The sequence below is a fragment of the Atlanticothrix silvestris CENA357 genome (assembly GCF_016056295.1).
In the GTDB taxonomy this organism is placed as follows: domain Bacteria; phylum Cyanobacteriota; class Cyanobacteriia; order Cyanobacteriales; family Nostocaceae; genus Atlanticothrix; species Atlanticothrix silvestris.
This window is the reverse complement of the sequence record NZ_JAECZB010000075.1, coordinates 39,270-56,177: the sequence shown is the minus strand read 5'-3', so window position 1 is coordinate 56,177 and position 16,908 is coordinate 39,270. Positions and strand designations below refer to the sequence as shown.

Annotated in this window: 15 protein-coding genes and 1 pseudogene; 11 read left to right on the top strand and 5 right to left on the bottom strand. The window is 41.2% G+C overall.

Annotation, left to right across the window (positions count from 1 at the left end; all coding sequences use genetic code 11):
• Nucleotides 1-141 precede the first annotated feature (141 nt).
• The 3 genes from I8751_RS19410 (at nucleotide 142) to I8751_RS19400 (ending at nucleotide 2,992) form a co-directional block, all read left to right on the top strand.
• Nucleotides 142-1,188 carry a glycosyltransferase family 4 protein gene (locus I8751_RS19410; RefSeq protein WP_214440753.1) on the top strand — a complete coding sequence of 349 codons (1,047 nt, stop codon included), beginning with the start codon at nucleotides 142-144 and terminating at the stop codon, nucleotides 1,186-1,188.
• 96 nt (nucleotides 1,189-1,284) lie between these two features.
• On the top strand, nucleotides 1,285-2,535 hold the full coding sequence (locus I8751_RS19405; protein WP_214440752.1) for a competence/damage-inducible protein A: 1,251 nt from the start codon (nucleotides 1,285-1,287) through the stop codon (nucleotides 2,533-2,535).
• A 265-nt stretch (nucleotides 2,536-2,800) separates the two neighbouring features.
• Nucleotides 2,801-2,992, top strand: coding sequence for a hypothetical protein (locus I8751_RS19400; RefSeq protein ID WP_214440751.1), 192 nt, complete (start codon nucleotides 2,801-2,803; stop codon nucleotides 2,990-2,992).
• Between the two features lie 112 nt (nucleotides 2,993-3,104).
• On the opposite strand, the gene I8751_RS19395 is transcribed toward I8751_RS19400, so the two are convergent.
• The 3 genes from I8751_RS19395 to sbcD form a co-directional block, all read right to left on the bottom strand.
• A complete protein-coding gene (locus tag I8751_RS19395) occupies nucleotides 3,105-3,491 on the bottom strand; it encodes a DUF2358 domain-containing protein (protein WP_214440750.1) in 387 nt (128 codons plus the stop codon).
• A gap of 72 nt (nucleotides 3,492-3,563) precedes the next feature.
• The gene (locus tag I8751_RS19390; protein WP_214440749.1) at nucleotides 3,564-4,142 is read right to left on the bottom strand and encodes a hypothetical protein; all 579 of its coding nucleotides are present in this window, start codon (nucleotides 4,140-4,142) and stop codon (nucleotides 3,564-3,566) included.
• A gap of 114 nt (nucleotides 4,143-4,256) precedes the next feature.
• Nucleotides 4,257-5,510: an exonuclease subunit SbcD gene (gene sbcD / locus I8751_RS19385; RefSeq protein WP_214440748.1), complete on the bottom strand. Its 1,254-nt coding sequence runs from the start codon at nucleotides 5,508-5,510 to the stop codon at nucleotides 4,257-4,259.
• Between the two features lie 330 nt (nucleotides 5,511-5,840).
• Between sbcD and I8751_RS19380 the strand changes: the two genes are divergently transcribed.
• The 4 genes and pseudogenes from I8751_RS19380 (at nucleotide 5,841) to I8751_RS19365 (ending at nucleotide 9,344) form a co-directional block, all read left to right on the top strand.
• Nucleotides 5,841-6,146, top strand: a complete 306-nt coding sequence (locus tag I8751_RS19380) for an RNA recognition motif domain-containing protein (protein ID WP_214440747.1) — start codon at nucleotides 5,841-5,843, stop codon at nucleotides 6,144-6,146.
• A 654-nt stretch (nucleotides 6,147-6,800) separates the two neighbouring features.
• Nucleotides 6,801-7,106, top strand: a pseudogene (locus I8751_RS19375) (hypothetical protein); the annotation flags it as partial.
• A 103-nt stretch (nucleotides 7,107-7,209) separates the two neighbouring features.
• Complete coding sequence (locus I8751_RS19370; RefSeq protein WP_214440746.1) at nucleotides 7,210-8,409, top strand: GUN4 domain-containing protein; 1,200 nt, start codon at nucleotides 7,210-7,212, stop codon at nucleotides 8,407-8,409.
• A gap of 23 nt (nucleotides 8,410-8,432) precedes the next feature.
• Nucleotides 8,433-9,344 (top strand): ATP adenylyltransferase family protein, encoded by a 912-nt coding sequence (locus I8751_RS19365; protein WP_214440745.1) that lies wholly within the window; start codon nucleotides 8,433-8,435, stop codon nucleotides 9,342-9,344.
• Here I8751_RS19365 and I8751_RS19360 read toward each other — a convergent pair.
• Nucleotides 9,261-9,644 (bottom strand): hypothetical protein, encoded by a 384-nt coding sequence (locus tag I8751_RS19360; RefSeq protein ID WP_225894263.1) that lies wholly within the window; start codon nucleotides 9,642-9,644, stop codon nucleotides 9,261-9,263. The two genes, I8751_RS19365 and I8751_RS19360, sit on opposite strands and share 84 nt — an antisense overlap.
• Nucleotides 9,645-10,023: 379 nt before the next feature.
• Between I8751_RS19360 and I8751_RS19355 the strand changes: the two genes are divergently transcribed.
• From I8751_RS19355 to I8751_RS19340, 4 genes are all read left to right on the top strand, one after another.
• A complete protein-coding gene (locus tag I8751_RS19355; RefSeq protein ID WP_214440744.1) occupies nucleotides 10,024-10,827 on the top strand; it encodes an SDR family NAD(P)-dependent oxidoreductase in 804 nt (267 codons plus the stop codon).
• Between the two features lie 468 nt (nucleotides 10,828-11,295).
• Nucleotides 11,296-13,620 (top strand): GMC family oxidoreductase N-terminal domain-containing protein, encoded by a 2,325-nt coding sequence (locus I8751_RS19350; RefSeq protein ID WP_214440743.1) that lies wholly within the window; start codon nucleotides 11,296-11,298, stop codon nucleotides 13,618-13,620.
• A gap of 94 nt (nucleotides 13,621-13,714) precedes the next feature.
• Nucleotides 13,715-14,779 (top strand): DUF6765 family protein, encoded by a 1,065-nt coding sequence (locus tag I8751_RS19345; RefSeq protein WP_214440742.1) that lies wholly within the window; start codon nucleotides 13,715-13,717, stop codon nucleotides 14,777-14,779.
• Between the two features lie 140 nt (nucleotides 14,780-14,919).
• Nucleotides 14,920-16,620 (top strand): alpha/beta hydrolase, encoded by a 1,701-nt coding sequence (locus I8751_RS19340; RefSeq protein WP_214440741.1) that lies wholly within the window; start codon nucleotides 14,920-14,922, stop codon nucleotides 16,618-16,620.
• Nucleotides 16,621-16,639: 19 nt separating this feature from the next.
• Here the strand turns inward: I8751_RS19340 and I8751_RS19335 are convergent.
• A partial coding sequence (locus I8751_RS19335) for a hypothetical protein (protein WP_214440740.1) occupies nucleotides 16,640-16,908 on the bottom strand: 269 nt, incomplete at its 5' end.

The following is a 16,908-nucleotide window of genomic DNA, read 5'->3' as shown; positions in this document are numbered from 1 at the left end:
AGTTGAAAATTTTCAACTTATAACTTCTAACTTCCAATTTAAAATTCTCCTAGTGATAAAAATTTGAGATGTAGTAGATATCAGGTAGAAAGCTCCCTCCACACATTTTTGTCTTAGCAAACTACTTATTTAAAGATACAGATGCTTCCTCAGATTTATCATCTGATTGCCTTCCTTGTCGCCGCAGTAGTCGTTCTTTGGACTACTCCTGATGTTAAAAACATTGGTATCAAAAGTGGACGTGTCGACCAACCTGGCGATCGCAAAGTCCACAAACACCCAATGGTACGCCTGGGAGGAGTTTCTATCTTTGCAGGTACTATCATTTCCCTAATGGTTGTTTGGTGGTTGGGTGGATTTGATAATCTACCCGCTGAAAAAGAATGGCAAATTTGGGGTGTCACCTTAGGCGGTCTTGGCTTTTTTTTGATTGGTTTAGCAGACGATTTATTAAATTTATCTGCTTTAAAACGCCTGCTCATGCAAATAGTTGTTGCGGCTGGTGCGTGGAAAGCAGGCGTAAGTATAGATTTCATTAGCATTCCTACAATCGGGATAGTTGATCTCGACTGGCTGAGTTTGCCTATTACAATTATCTGGCTGGTAGGGATGGTCAATGCCATTAACTGGATTGATGGTTTAGACGGTTTAGCTGCTGGAGTATCTGGAATTGCCGCCGTAGTGATGCTATTTGTGTCTTTGTTAATGCATCAACCAGCAGCAGCCCTGATTGCTGCTGCTTTAGCTGGCGCATCGCTGGGATTTCTCCGCTACAATTTCAACCCTGCACAAATTTTTATGGGAGATGGCGGATCTTATTTTATGGGATTTACCTTAGCATCTGTGGGTGTAATTGGTCTGGTGAAAATCCCTGCTTTTACCGCCGTAATTTTGCCTTATATCATTTTGGCAGTGCCAATTGTAGATATGTCAGCAGTGATTGTGGCACGAATTTGCCGTGGTAAATCACCTTTTACAGCGGATAAACGCCACCTACACCACCGACTGTTAAAGGCAGGTTTATCTCATCGATGGACGGTTTTGTTCATTTATTCTTTGACTTTGTGGGTGGGAAGCTTGGCATTAGCGATCGCTGGCATACCCAGTGGCATTGCTTATGCCTGTGGTACAACTTCGCTATTAGGTTATGCGATTTGGCGTGTTTGGAAACTTTCTAGACAATCTTAAATTATCAGTTACCAGTCACAAGCCACTTGATAACTATTCACTGTTTACTGTTTACTATTCACTGTTCACTGGTTTAATTGATAACGCTTGCTTCCGATGAGTGCAGAAATTATTTGTGTTGGTACAGAACTGCTGCTAGGAGATATCCTCAACAGTAATGCTCAATTTATTGCCCAGCAATTAGCACAGCTAGGTATTCCTCATTACTATCAAACAGTGGTGGGAGATAACCCAGAACGATTGAAGCAAGTTCTAGAAATTGCTATTTCAAGAGCGCAAATTCTCATTTTTACTGGTGGACTTGGCCCTACCCCTGATGACCTAACCTGCGAAACCATCGCTGATTTTTTTGGTGTCGCTTTGGTAGAACACCCAGAAATTATCGAAGACATAACTCAGAAATTTACCCAACGCGGTCGGGTTATGACACCAAGTAACCGCAAACAAGCCTTGATTCCCCAAGGCGCGGAAATTTTACCCAATCTCACTGGTACAGCACCCGGTATCATCTGGCAACCGCGTTCCGAAATTACGATTTTCACTTTTCCTGGTGTACCATCAGAAATGCATCGAATGTGGGAAGAAACAGCAGTACCCTTTCTCAAAAGCCAAGGCTGGGGCAAAGAAATTATTTACAGCCGGAGTTTAAAGTTTTGGGGTATCGGTGAATCTGCTTTGGCAGAAAAAGTTGCGCCTTATTTTAACTTGCCCAACCCCACAGTAGCGCCTTATGCAGGCAAGGGGGAAGTTAGACTGCGAATTTCTGCAAAAGCTGCTTGTGAAGCGGCAGCAGAAGCTTTGATTTTGCCGATTGAGAAACAAATTAAAGAAATTGCTGGATTAAATTATTACGGTGCAGATCACGACACCTTGGCTTCTATAGTTGGTCAATTGTTACGAACAAGCAAAGAAACCCTATCAGTAGCAGAATCTTGCACTGGCGGCGGACTAGGACAAATGTTAACTGAAGTCTCTGGAAGTTCTGATTACTTTTGGGGTGGGGTAATATCTTATGACAACTCGGTAAAAGTTGGGCTATTGGGAGTTAACCCTGAAGATTTAGATAAATTTGGGGCGGTAAGTGCTATTGTTGCCGAGCAAATGGCAGTTGGGGTAAAAACACGCCTTGCAACTACTTGGGGATTGAGTATCACTGGTATTGCTGGCCCTAGCGGGGAGACGGACAACAAGCCGGTCGGTCTAGTTTATATCGGTTTAGCTGGGCCAAAAGATGAAGTTGTGAGTTTTGAATATCGGTTTGGGACAATGCGGGGACGTGCTTTAATTCGTCACGTAAGTGCAAGTACAGCGTTAGATTTGCTGCGACGGCAGTTGTTGACAAGGTAGTAACGCAACTCTCACTCAATTATGAAGAGTTCGTAGTCAGCCCTTTATACCAATTTCCGAAAAAAATGCGACAGATTCTTTGTTACTAATTAGCTGTGATGTAGAAAGCTACTTTAAACTGGAATAAGGGAATTTATCATCAAGTGACTCAGATGTCAAAGACTGATGGTTTTAACCAATGTCATCTGTGTATAAGTATACACTATCTGCATAACTTGAGAATACTTCACTCGAATTCTATCAGTTACTAACGGAGTTGATGGGAATGGGTAAATTAATTGTTTTTGGTTTAATAGTAGTTTATGTAGGTGGTGTTTGGAAGTTCTGGACTGGCTTTAAACGGACTAATTTTAGTCCTAGTCTACCTAATCGTCTAGGCTTATCTCTGTTGTGGCCAGCTTTATTTATTAGTAATAAATCTTATCGTCAAAACTTTAGAAAGGCGTTGAAGGGCTAGAAATTACTATTAATTTGGTAGACATTTAAACAAGAAATAGCTTGGTCTTGTCTACTAATTTGTCAAGGTTCGTAGTTGGCGCTTGAGCTTTCAAATGCCAACTACACAATAGTTAGGAGTAATTAGGGAATATATTTTGTTTCAGCACATCTAGGCGGGAACATTTCCAATAATCAATGTGGGAAACAATCAAACTATCAGAATTAAGTCCTAATTCACTCCAGCCAGCGATGGAAATGCGCGGTTTCCAAGGTAAAGGAGTGTTCCAACTGAGTGTCCACTCGGTTTTAATTGTGTTTCCCAAAAGTTGAATATTGTGCAAATCCATTTGGGGATTTATAAACCAAGTTTGGATGAATTTAATCATCTTTTTATAGCGTTCAACACCATTAAATTTATTTAATGGATCTTGAAAATAAACATCTTCTGCATAAATGCTATATGTTTGGTTAGCTGGAAACCTCTGATAGTCTTCTTTGAGGATTTCAATGATATCCATAATCAATAGACCTCTTTATAAATTAAAATAATATATTCGTAATCCATATAGATAAATATTTATGAATGATTACTATTCAAGGATTTGATCTACCTCATTCCACAAGCGTTCTAACTGACGTTGCCAAACAGCTAGCACTTCTTCTCGCGCCGCTGATGTTTGATTGATTTCGCCCAGCAAGCCCTCTGCATAAAAGCGTTCTAGGGTTTGCATAGTAGCTGGAAGTGATTGCCCCTGCTGTTTTGCAGCCTGGATGATTTGCCGGATACGGCTTTCAATTAATCGATTGAAGACATTATTTAAACCAGCTTTATATAAAGACAAAAGTCGAGCGATCGCACTCTTAAAATCTGCACTCACCAAAGTGACGCTGTTGTGATGAAAGATTCCCCAAACTACCCCTTCATGCAAAGCGTAGCGGACTTCTTGAGTATCATCAAAATTAGCTTCTAAAAACTGTGTTAAAAATGCTTGAGCTTCTTGGATTGGTGCTATTGGTAGTAAAATTCGTAGCCAAGTATAATCTTCAGATAGCAGTACCAATAACCGAAAAGTAGCAGTCTCTACTTGCCATGATGTAGGAGCGATCGCTTGTACATCTGTCGGCTCAAATAATTCTGTCAGCGTAGCTGCAATTTCTTCAGGTGTCATTATTATAGTAGGGAACAGGGAATAGGGAATAGGCGATAAGCTTGAAAATCTTTTGGTATCAGGGTTTTATGATCAGTTTATGTCCTAAACTATCTGACAATAGCTATATCTATCCTATTCATTAGTTGCTGTTTCTAGCCAGATTTCCACATCATCTGTTAGTAACTTTTGTGCTGCTTCTAGCATTGAAGTTGCTATATCTTTGAGGTCTTCGCGATTATTTAAGTAGGTTTTTAAAGCTTCCATTGGATCAATACCACTACTAGCGCTTAATTCGGGAATACGGGGTCGAGCTAACTGACTAACCAATTCTGCTTGAATGGTGTAGGTGTGAGCAGGATTTAAGGCAGTATGTAGGGAGGCGCTATCAATTACATCCATCTGTTCAGACCGGAGTTTGTAAACTAGCCGAACTACAGCATCTTGAATCTCACGTTTGGCGATCGCTTTCATTAATGCAGCTTGAGGATCATCAGCTTTTGAGATATCCACCTCTATTGTGCAGAAAGTCCGAACTGGCAAAGGACAAAATTCCCAATCAACTTGTCCTTGTTCTAGTGTGATCATCACATAGCCTTTGTCTTCTTTTTCTTCACTAAAATCTACTCGCTCAATACTCCCTGGATAAATCACCGGCGGGTTGTTGGATTTATTCAAATTTTGATGGCGGTGGACGTGTCCCAAAGCTACATAATCAAAACAAGGTCGCGTCAGCAAAGACAAAGGTAAAGTAAAGCCTTTACCCACCGCCAAAAAGCGCTCGGCTCCCAAGGTAGCATTGTCAGCCATCAAGTGAGCCAAAAGAACCGTTGGTACATTGGGGTCAAGACGACGAATTTCCCCCTCTAAAACTACTTGTAGCCGATCTGTTAATAGTTGATTGATTTCTGATAAAGACAAACCTTCTGTTTCTTGACGAGTCATCAGCGTCGAACGAGTCAACCAGGGTAAGGTAATTACTTGGACACTACCATTACGAGTAGAGATATAGTGAGTAGTTAACGTATCACCAACAACAAACCCTCGCACTCCTAGGGTGCGGTAAATGTTTAAACTTGCTCCTCCCTGTCCTTGAGAATGTTGGTCGTGGTTGCCTACTAACAGTACAGTGGGAATATCAGCATCTACGAGGCGGCGAAATTGACTGGCAAAGGCTTCTTGCACATACGGCGGCGGGGTGGCATCCGGAAAGGCATCGCCGCCAAATATGACCAAATCCACTGCATCTGACAGCGCTCGGTCAATGCATATAGATAGAGTTTTGACAAAATCCTCTAACCGTGTGTTCAATCCTGTTGCTGGATTGATTCGTCCGTGGGAAAAACTGCTTCCCATGTGGATATCGGAGAGATGGAGGATTTTAATCATATTAAGTTAGTAATTAGTATTTATTCGCTGTTTTCCTACATACTATATATTAATGACTATAACGGCGATCGCTTGCGTGTAATACAGTGTAAGAGTATGGTTCTCAAGAGCATTAATACTCATACTGTATTTCTTAGTGCTTACATAACTTTTTCTAACGGTTTTTACAATTACTCTCCTAAATATTCACTAGTTATGTAATCATGGGAAGTGAGAGTTAATTCGGCGACCGCGTTTGTTTTTATTATTGATAGGCTTTTCCCCTTTGGTATTCACAGACTTTTCTCCGAAATCTACATCTCTACACACTTATGATTTTGGAGACAATCTATGTCAGTTTACGTAGGCAATCTTTCTTACGAAGTTACAGAAGAGAGCCTGAATGCAGTGTTTGCAGAATATGGTTCTGTAAAACGTGTTCAGCTACCTACCGACCGTGAAACAGGTCGTGTACGCGGCTTCGGTTTTGTAGAAATGGGTACAGATGCAGAAGAAACAGCTGCCATTGAAGCTCTTGATGGTGCTGAATGGATGGGACGTGACCTCAAAGTTAACAAGGCTAAGCCTAAAGAAGATAGAGGTTCGTTTGGTGGTGGTGGCCGTGGCGGAAATAACAGTTTCCGTAACCGCTACTAAGCTTTAGAGATTTAGCTTTTTAAGCTAACACATTAGTCCAAAAAATTAATTGGATTGAGTAACGGCTCAGGCAAGAATGCTTGAGCCTTTTTGATGTGTGTATTTGTAGTCCAGAAATTTTTACAAAAGACATTGGGGAAAGGTTAAAGATAAAGAAAAAATTCCATACTTTTACCCTTTACCCCACTTCTGCAAGAAGTCTAAATTTATGATATGGCAGTGGTCACCTAGATTAAGATATAAAATCCTTACACCAAGGAACTTTCAAGCCTATTCCCTGCTCTATACCTGAGTAAATGCACTAGTTTTTACTAAGAAAATTTACGGCATTTTAAGTTTTATCATTATTTTATAAATATTTATACTGTGACTGATATTGTTAAAGAATACTCACAATTTAAAGAATTTTACTGAAATGAATAATACCAAACTCCCCAATGCATTAGGCGAATCTATAACTATGGGTGCTTTGATCATTTTTACCAGCGCTAGTATCATCACAATCATGAGTTTGTTTTAAGGCAAGCATAACCAAGTTTTAACAAAATAATTTTTGATAACCCCACCTGAAAATGAGTGGGGTTTTTACATTTTGTAATAAAAAACCACGCCCACTGGAGCAAAAGGTTTCCCGTCCTTTTCGATAAAAGAAATGAACAGATTCTGCACGTTCCCTATTACGCTGTATTTGATCGCTATAAATATGAGTTTAAGATGTTTAAGCTAGATGGGGGTCGTTATGCTGAGGTGGCCTTGCCTGAATCACGCTTTTGGATACCTGAACTAAATTTAGGTTTGGGTGTATGGCAAGGATGCTATCAAGATGTAGAACAGCCTTGGTTACGTTGGTATGATCACAAAGGCAACTGGGTATCAACTTCTATAGAACAAGAAAGACAGCGAACGCAAAGGTTAATAGCACAATTGAAAGCGCTTGGCATTGAACCTGATTTAGATTAGGTTTATCGTTTATCATTGCTTCTAAGTTATTACTATATAAAAAATACTGGATAGATTACAGTAGAGCCTAGTTCTTGAGAAATTTATATATTAAATTTTAATCATGCAACAAAAAATATTGATTTTGACAGCAATTCCTCATGGTCTACGTCTCGATACAGAGATTCGGGAAATCCAAGAAGCTATAATACGCTCTGTGAAAAGGAATTTATTTTCTACTAAAATTAGAACTGCTGTACGTCCCCAAGATATCCGTAGAGCAATAGCAGAAGAACGACCTAAAATAGTTCATTTTTGCGGACACGGTATGGAGGATGGAAGCTTAATATTAGAGGACGATGGAGGAGACAATAAATTAGTTTCGCCTGAGGGATTAGCAGCGTTATTTGAGTCACATAAAGATTATGTAAAGTGTGTATTGCTCAATGCTTGCTATTCAGCAAAACCTGCTGAAGCAATTAGTCAACATATTGAATACACAGTTGGCATGAATCAACCAATCGGAGACAAAGCCGCAATTGTCTTTGCTCAAGGCTTTTATGATGGATTAGGATATGAACTTTCAAATAATCAAGATACATTTGAGAGTGCGTTTAAGGAAGGATTAATTGCAATTAAATTAGAAGATTTTTCACAAGCAAATATACCAGTTCTTAAACAAAACAAATTTATAAGAAAAAATATTAATAATACTAAGCAAAACCCCAGTCAATTTAAACAATTAGAAAATAAAGTTTATCCACTTAAACTTAAACCTGTAAGTTTGATAAATAATGTCAAATCTACCGATAATAACATAGACTATACAAACTTGGAAAACTTTCTGCATCAAGGGGCTTGGAGAGATGCAGATGAAGAGACTTTGACGATTATGCTTGAAGCAAATGAATGGGGAAGATTTAGTAAAAGCATGAATGAATGTTATATTGATTCTTCTTATGTCAATAAGATACCGCTTGAAATTATCCAAAATATTGACGCAATGTGGTTAAAATATAGTGATGAAAAATTTGGCTTTAGTATACAAAAACAAATTTGGAAGAGTGTAGGTAGAAAATATGATAAGTTTGGTCTTCAAGTCAGATGGTGTAAAAGATCATTATTAGATTTTGGGCAACCAAAGTGGTTACTTTATGAAAATCTCAACTTCGACTACGTAGATGCTGTTACAGGACATTTACCAGCACGTTGGAACTATAAACCTGACACAATTCTTCATGCTTATATGATGAGGAATTACCTTGATTCTAATGTAAGTAAGTTTAATGAAAAAGTTGGAATTAACGTATTGTCTCGTATATAAAAACATGCACAAAATATTTCACCATGCCTGAAGGAAAAATATTGCTGAAATCTGGCACTTTATGGACAAGTGTCAAAGAACAAACTACACAAGCTTTACAATGTGGGGCGCTACTGTCAATACCGACTGAGTTTGAATTTGTAGAACAGGATGGTGTGCTATTTTTAGTACGGATTTTATCTAATCTCAACCGCAAAAAAGCAGCTAAGGAAAAACAAGAGAAACAAACTGCTAACTCTGGAAAAGAATTTAATCCCTTCCTTCCCTATGAAGAGGATTTGTTTGTTGCGGATATTTCCGACACTCATGTATGTATTTTGAATAAATTTAACGTTGTTGATTATCATCTATTAATCATTACCCGTGCTTTTGAGGAACAGGAAAGTTTACTCACCCAAGAAGATTTTGCAGCTTTATGGGCATGTATAGCTGACTTTGACGGTTTAGCATTCTACAACGGTGGCAAAATTGCAGGTGCTAGTCAGCGACACAAGCACTTACAACTCGTACCGCTACCTCTTGCGCCTTCAGGTTCGCAAACACCTATTGAACCGCTATTAGCATCGGCCAAGTTTCAGGATGCTATTGCAACTATACCGGGGCTTCCTTTTTTACATGCTTTTGCACTCTTAGACCCCGATTGGGTACAGTCTCCGTTAACAGCAGCAGAAGCTTTGCTAGAACGTTATCACGCCTTATTGCGTGCTGTAGGTTTAGATGCAGTTAATGATAATAAACAGTCTGGTGCTTACAATTTGTTAGCTACACGAGAATGGATGTTTATCGTACCGCGATCGCAGGAGCATTTCCAGTCTATCTCTATCAACTCATTAGGATTTGCGGGTGCATTGTTAGTACGAAACGAACAAGAAATGCAACTTCTCAAAAGCCAAGGGCCAATGAATATTCTTAAGAATGTTGCTGTGCCGATTTAATACTAATTCAAATAATGTTTGCGACATATCAATTATTCGTAAAGATGGAAATAATAACTGCTCTGCATGTTGGCGATCGTCACACGCTCCTACTTGCAGATCACAGATGCAGGAAGTATTGGTAATATCAGCGACCTGACCACACAGACAATGAACGCCGTGAATCACAAAATAAGCAGCAAATAAGGCTATTAATCCCGCCACGACTAAACTGATGACTCCATCCGCCCAAGTCCAATTCAGCCAAATGACTGCGATCGCTGCTAGTACAGTTCCCACAGAACTGGCTAAATTTGCCAAGAGGTGAAGAAATGCACCCCTAATATTAAGGTCGTGATCCGAACCTTATTGCTTATTGACTAACAATTCGATTTTATCGACCAACAATGCGATTGTATCGACTGACAATGGCATTGCATAGGCTAACAATGCGATCGCAGTTGCTACTCCCTGAAGTAGTATGGTTTGTTGAACAACTCTGAAGTCTGCATTACGCCTTGTCCATACTGGTTTATCATTGTCTTTTGTTAGACTTCTACACCCGCTGTATTTTCCCTGGCTCTTTTTCAAAGATCAAATAGAATTGCTATATTTACTTTACAAACCAGCCATTAGCGTATTTTTACAGTATAAGAGATTCATCAACTCAAGCAAATTAAATACAAAAGTTTCTTGATTTATGAATACAACATCTCACTTAAGCAGGGAGAAAACTGCTCTAATTACTGGTGCATCTGGTGGAATTGGATACGAATTAGCCAAGTTATTTGCTAACGATGGTTACAATTTGGTGTTAGTCGCCAGAAGTGAAGAAAAGTTAATTCAAGTTGCTGAAGAATTGACAAAAAAGTCAGGCATAAAAGTTGAAATTATTGTTAAGGATTTATCTATACCAACAGCCCCAGCAGAAATTTTTACAAAAGTACAACAAGCGGGAATTAAAGTTGATGTGCTAGTAAATAATGCTGGATTTGGGACTTATGGATTCTTTTACGAAACAGATATTGCTACAGAGTTACAGATGCTACAGCTAAATGTGGTCAGCCTTACCCATTTAACTAAGTTATTTCTCAAAGATATGGTCAAGCAAGGCTCTGGGAAACTATTAAACGTTTCTTCAGGTGCAGCATTTCAGCCAGGGCCTTTGATGGCAGTTTATTTTGCCACAAAAGCCTATGTATTATCATTTTCAGAAGCGATCGCTAATGAATTAGAAGGTACAGGTGTGACTGTAACCGTGGTTTGTCCAGGAACGACAGCATCTGGTTTTCAACAAAGAGCAGCGATGGAAGAATCTAAATTAGTTACTAGTCAGAAAATTATGGATGCGGAAACTGTAGCTAAGATTAGCTACCGTGGTTTAATGGCAAACAAAACTGTTGTCGTCCCTGGTGTGAAAAATAAGTTACTTGCTGAAGCTGTAAGATTTACACCTAGAAAAATGGTGGTAAAAATAGCAAGAGGGATGAATAGTAAGCAATAAAAATTAACTATTTGCTTACTAAAAATTTTGTCTGTAGTGTTACGCTAATGTTTTAAATTCCATATAACATTCCCATGTGTAAATTAAACTTTCTTAACTCATGGCAACTCAGAAGTAAACGTTGCTAACGTCAGGGATTTAAAAGTAATAAAATGTAAAGTTCTTGGCGAACTTGCATAAATCCCTAATCCACTCCGATAACTCTATAAAAGGTATTGCTTAAATTTTTAAAGCAGTACCAGATAAGTTTGTTTTCAAACCTTATTTTTTTATAAACAATTAGCAGCAATATTTTCTGATCTGCGGTATTTACGGAACCGCCTTGAATACTGTTGAAGTACAACAGCAGTAGTCTTACGAAAATCACGCTTTGTTAATCTAAACTCTTTGTCTGATCAGCTTTCCTCTTCATCTGAATGTAGGTAAAGCTTATTTTGCTATGTTCACAATTTTCCAGGATTGATATATATGACTCATTTATCAAGCCCTATTGAAAACTTAAAAAATCACTATACAGTTGTGATTATTGGTTCTGGCTATGGCGGTGGTATTGCTGCTTCGCGCCTAGCAAGAGCTGGACAGCAAGTGTGTGTACTAGAGCGAGGCAAAGAATTTCAACCAGGTGAATATCCCAATACTGACACCAAAGCGGTAGGAGAAATACAAGTAGATTTACCTGCCAAACGTATCGGTTCGCGTACAGGCTTGTACGATTTTCACGTTAATCAAGATATTAACGTCTTCGTTGGTTGTGGATTGGGTGGTACATCCCTTGTCAATGCCAACGTTTCATTGCAAGCCGAACCTCGTGTGTTCGCAGACAAGCGTTGGCCTCAAGAACTGCGTGATGATGTAGATACCCTAGTGGCAGAGGGTTATCGTCGTGCAGAAGAAATGCTCAAACCCAACTCATATCCAGAAGATTTTCCGCCTTTGCCAAAATTACAAGCCTTGGAAAAATCTGCTGAGTACTTGAATGAAAATTTTTATCGACCACCCATTAATGTGACTTTTCAAGATGGGGTGAATCATGTAGGCGTAGAACAAAAGGCTTGTAATCTCTGCGGTGATTGTGTCTCAGGTTGCAACAATAAAGCCAAAAACACCGTTTTGATGAATTACCTGCCTGATGCTGCAAATCACGGTGCAGAAATTTATACACAAGTATCCGTGCGGCAAATTGAACGCCAAGGCGATCGCTGGTTAGTTCACTTCCAATTACTCAATGCTGGACAAGAAAAATTCGATGCTCCGACAATGTTCGTGAGTGCCGATATTGTTGTCTTAGCGGCCGGTACTCTCGGTTCTTCAGAAATTTTACTGCGATCGCAACAAGCAGGTTTAGCACTGTCTAACCAACTAGGACACAACTTTACAGGCAATGGCGACGTGCTGGCCTTCGGCTATAACACTGAGCAAAAAATTAATGGCGTTGGCTTTGGCAATCGTCCTCTTGACGAACCTGTGGGCCCTTGCATCAGCGGCATTATCGATATGCGCGAACAACCACGGCTAGATAACGGCATGGTTATAGAAGAAGGCTCAATTCCTGGCGCGCTAGCTGCCTTTTTACCAGAAACCTTTGCTACAGCTGGCAGAATCCTGGGTAAAGATACTGACGAGGGTTTAGGCGATCGCCTCAAAGAAAAGTTACGGGAAGCCGAAAGTTTAGCCCACGGTGCTTACACAGGCGCAGTTCGCAATACCCAGACTTACCTAGTAATGACACATGATGATGCAGCCGGGCAGATGTACTTAGAAAATGACCGTCTCCGGATTCGCTGGGAAAATGTCGGCAAACAACCGATTTTTCAGCGAGTCAATGATCGCCTCGCAGAAGCAACTCGTCCTCTAGGCGGAACACAAATTCCCAACCCTATTTGGACTAATTTATTTGGTCATGATCTAGTTACCGTCCATCCTCTAGGTGGCTGCATCATGGCAGAAGACGGCGCACACGGTGTAGTCAACCATAAAGGACAAGTATTTTCTAGCAACCAAGGTACAGCCGTTTACGAAAACCTCTATGTTTCCGATGGTTCCGTAATTCCCCGTACTCTAGGCGTAAATCCACTACTAACAATTTCTGCCGTAGCAGAGCGTTGCTGTGCCCTCATTGCTCAAGACCGGGGCTGGACAATTAACTACAACCTACCTTCGATGCCTAGTGATTCAACCCCAACTGCACCCGCCAAAATTGGCATTCAGTTCACCGAAACCATGCGTGGCTACTTTTCAACTCAAGTCAAAGATGACGATTATCAGCGTGCATCACAGCAGGGCAAAAAAGACAACTCTCCCCTACAATTTACCCTCACAGTCATTGCCGATGACTTAGAACACTTACTTAACGACCCCAACCACCCTGCTCGGATAGTTGGTACGGTAACAGCTCCTGCTTTGGCGGCGGAACCATTAACAGTCACTAATGGTAATTTCAATTTGTTTATTCAAGAACAAGACCAAAAGAAAACCCGACAGATGCGTTATCGGATGCACCTGACCACAGAAGCAGGGCAAACTTACTACTTCGAGGGCTTCAAACAAATTCACGATGACCGAGGCTTTGATATATGGTCTGACACCACCACTCTTTTCATCACTGTTTATGACGGCGACAGTAGCAACACTCTAGTCTTGGGTAAAGGCATTCTCAAAATTCAGCCCGTCGATTTCATCAAACAAATGACCACCTTAAAAGTCACCAACGCCGCCAATTCCACAGAACGTCTACAAGCACTAGATCGCTTTAGTCGCTTCTTTGCTGGCACATTATCAGAAGTCTACGTTTAGATGGTTAGTTCTTAGTTGTCAGTTGTTAGTTGTTACTGATTACTGACTACCGACCACTGACCACCGACCACCGACCACTGACTACTAACTAAATATGCAAATCGACTTTCATCATACTGTCACTTACGTTGCAGCAAGATTAGCTGGATTTGAGCATGAAGCCGCTAGTATCATCGCCTACAGTGCCCAATACGTAGACGATGCTACCAACGACGGATTCATTCGGTTTGACAACGGCGCACTGTTTAACCGCATTAGTTCTGCCCATAAGATGCTGGACTATCGCAACTTTGAAGAACTAGCGAATTATCGTGTTTGGATTCCGTTTCATTTTTTGCCAGGTAACGGCGGACTACCAGCAAGTCAAGATCCCCAAGGAAGCTTTATCGACAAACTAATTTGTCGCCCTAATAGCTATGTGGCTCAAGAAATGGTGAAGGAGTGTATAGAACATCGTCACACTCCCTACGGTCTGCATCGTTTAGGTATCACCATGCATGTCTACGTTGATACCTGGGCGCACCAGGGGTTTGCCGGGGTTAACCATCGAGTGAATGAAGCCAAAAAGCTCCTAGATGAAGATGGTAAACCCGATCGCAAGCTAATGGATCGTCTCCAGAATTACTTTATTAGTGAAGCTTTACCCTTGGGACATGGTTCTGTTCTGACTCATCCTGATAAGCCATTCTTGCGCTGGGGTTACTTCAACGGCAGAGGCGAGCAAATTACCAGAAACAATCCTCAAGACTTTCTAGAAGCCGCAGACAATATGTGCAAAGCCATGCAGCGATATTTGCTAGGCGAGCCAGATGCCATTGTACCGGGATTGCCAGAACCAGATCAGACCTTAATTGCCCTCATGTTGGAGAGTATCACAGATGACAAAGGTAACATGCGTCACCAGAAATGGTTAAATGCGATCGCTGGAGGTAAATTCAGCTTTGGCAAAGCCGATATCAACTATATCCCCAAAGGCAAAGATTCCTGGAAGTTTTCCGCCCTTGGTACCGAAAAATCAATAGATAGAGGAGACGAAAAGTATCCCTATCACCCCAACTTTTTGACAAGCAACTGGAAGAAATTTCACGACGCTTTAGAATCTCATCACTTCTACATCACCCACGACTTGCTACCCAAATACGGAATCTGCGTTGCTTAAATGCGAGATGATTTTATGAATTTTCCTTTGCGCCTCTGTCTTGAAAAGTTTCCTACGCCGGGAAACCCGGCTTCGAGGAACTTTTCGCTGCGCCTTTGCGTGAGATTTTTCATCTTTATCATTAACAATCGAGGTGTCCAATGGCAACAACCACAACCACACCAGCCAAAGCAGGGATTCAATTCACCGAAACCATGCGTGGCTATTTTTCTACAGCAGTCACAAACGACGACTATCAAAAAGCATCTCAGCAGGGTAAACAGGATAATTCCAAATTTGAATTTACCCTTACCGTCACCTCCGACGACTTGGACAAGATGCTCACGGATGAAAGCCACAAAGCCAAAATGTTTGGCACTGTCACCGCACCAGCTTTATCACCCAAACCTCTCACAGTTACCGATGGCGAATTTAACTTATTTATCGTTGACCCAGACAGCGTAAACACGCGCCGCATGGTCTATCGCATGAAGATGACTGCCGAGGATGGTCAAATTTACTACTTTGAAGGTTTCAAAGTCGTACACAACGATCCTGGTTTTGACCTCTGGACAGACACTACCACCTTGTACATCACCGTACATGACGGCGACAGTCTCAATAGTCCAGTACTGGGACAGGGAATTTTAAAGATTCTCCCCGCAGATTTCCTGCATCAAATGTCTACGTTGCAAGTTACCAACGCCATCAGTCCTCAGCAAAAACTCGAAGAAGCTGTCCGCTTCGGTAGCTTTTTTGCCGGAGTTCTTTTTAACGTTTACGGTGGCATCTTTGCTCCTTCAAAAATATTTGATCCAGATGCACCACCACGCCAAAAGCGTCCCTTACGGATGTCAGCGCCCCAAGTGCATTTCTTCAACACTAGCGATGGAGTCCAACTGCGACTGATTCGGTATCAAGGCGGAACGAAAGGCCCAGTTATGTTAGCACCAGGCTTTGGTACTTCGACCTTGGCATTTTCCATTGACACCGTAGAAACAAACCTACCAGAGTTCTTGTATGCTCAAGGCTATGATGTCTGGTTATTTGATTATCGAGCCAGTGCTGATTTGCCCTCAGCTACAACTCAATTTTCAGCGGATGAGATTGCCCTTTACGATTGGCCAGCCGCAGTTGAGCAAGTGCGTACCATAACTGGAGCGCCAACAGTCCAGGTCGTAGGACACTGTGTTGGTTCTATGTCCTTTCAAATGGCGATGCTAGCAGGTCTTGAGGGAGTACGTTCTGCCGTTTGCTCCCAACTGACGACCCATCCCAAAGCCGCAACTCTCAACGAAGTCAGAGCTGGTTTACGTTTAGCTTCCTTTTTGACAGTCTTAGGTGTAGACACTCTCAACCCAGACTTCGATACCCATGCCAATTGGCAAGATAAACTTTACGACGCGGTTTTAAGGTTATATCCCACCAAAGAACCCTACAACAATCCTGTTGATCGGCGCATTCTTTTCATGTACGGAGAAGTGTACAAAATTGCCCAGCTCAACGAAGCCACTCATGATGCCGTTCATGAGATCTTCGGCCCCGGTAATCTTACTTTCTTCCGACATATTTCTTTGATTCTGCGCGAAGGACATATTGTAGATCAGCACGGTAAAGATGTTTACTTACCCCATTTGGAACGGTTAGCCATTCCCATCGCGCTGATTCACGGTGCAGATAACGCCTTCTTCATACCAGAAGGTTCAGCAATTACTTACAAATTATTGTGTGATAAAAATGGTAGCGATTTGTACGTGCGCCATGTAATTCCAGATTATGCACACATGGACTGCTTCATGGGTAAAAACGCCGCCAGAGATATTTTTCCTACCATTTTGATGGAATTAGACAAGTTCAATTAGCGGCAGATCATTGGTCTTATCAGACGCGATAAATCGCGTCTCTACATGAGGCTTTTTGGCTTAACTGAACGGTATTGCTCAATGACCAACACTCAGTGACCGGAGGCAGGGAGTCTTTAATACTCGCCCGTGAGTCTTTAATACTCGCCCGTGAGTCTTTGATACTCGCCCGTGAGTCTTTGATACTCGCCCGTGAGTCTTTGATACTCGCCCGTGAGTCTTTAATACTCGCTCGTGAGTCTTTGATACTCGCCCGTGAGTCTTTGATACTCGCCCGTGAGTCTTTAA

Excerpts from the sequence above, each read along its gene's own strand:
- I8751_RS19370 (WP_214440746.1), top strand. The coding sequence starts at position 7,210 with ATGCAACAAAAAATATTGATTTTGACAGCAATTCCTCATGGTCTACGT.
- I8751_RS19355 (WP_214440744.1), top strand. The coding sequence starts at position 10,024 with ATGAATACAACATCTCACTTAAGCAGGGAGAAAACTGCTCTAATTACT.
- I8751_RS19395 (WP_214440750.1), bottom strand. The coding sequence starts at position 3,491 with ATGGATATCATTGAAATCCTCAAAGAAGACTATCAGAGGTTTCCAGCT.
- I8751_RS19400 (WP_214440751.1), top strand. The coding sequence starts at position 2,801 with ATGGGTAAATTAATTGTTTTTGGTTTAATAGTAGTTTATGTAGGTGGT.
- I8751_RS19350 (WP_214440743.1), top strand. The coding sequence starts at position 11,296 with ATGACTCATTTATCAAGCCCTATTGAAAACTTAAAAAATCACTATACA.
- I8751_RS19365 (WP_214440745.1), top strand. The coding sequence starts at position 8,433 with ATGCCTGAAGGAAAAATATTGCTGAAATCTGGCACTTTATGGACAAGT.
- I8751_RS19345 (WP_214440742.1), top strand. The coding sequence starts at position 13,715 with ATGCAAATCGACTTTCATCATACTGTCACTTACGTTGCAGCAAGATTA.
- I8751_RS19390 (WP_214440749.1), bottom strand. The coding sequence starts at position 4,142 with ATGACACCTGAAGAAATTGCAGCTACGCTGACAGAATTATTTGAGCCG.
- I8751_RS19340 (WP_214440741.1), top strand. The coding sequence starts at position 14,920 with ATGGCAACAACCACAACCACACCAGCCAAAGCAGGGATTCAATTCACC.
- sbcD (WP_214440748.1), bottom strand. The coding sequence starts at position 5,510 with ATGATTAAAATCCTCCATCTCTCCGATATCCACATGGGAAGCAGTTTT.
- I8751_RS19410 (WP_214440753.1), top strand. The coding sequence starts at position 142 with ATGCTTCCTCAGATTTATCATCTGATTGCCTTCCTTGTCGCCGCAGTA.
- I8751_RS19405 (WP_214440752.1), top strand. The coding sequence starts at position 1,285 with ATGAGTGCAGAAATTATTTGTGTTGGTACAGAACTGCTGCTAGGAGAT.
- I8751_RS19380 (WP_214440747.1), top strand. The coding sequence starts at position 5,841 with ATGTCAGTTTACGTAGGCAATCTTTCTTACGAAGTTACAGAAGAGAGC.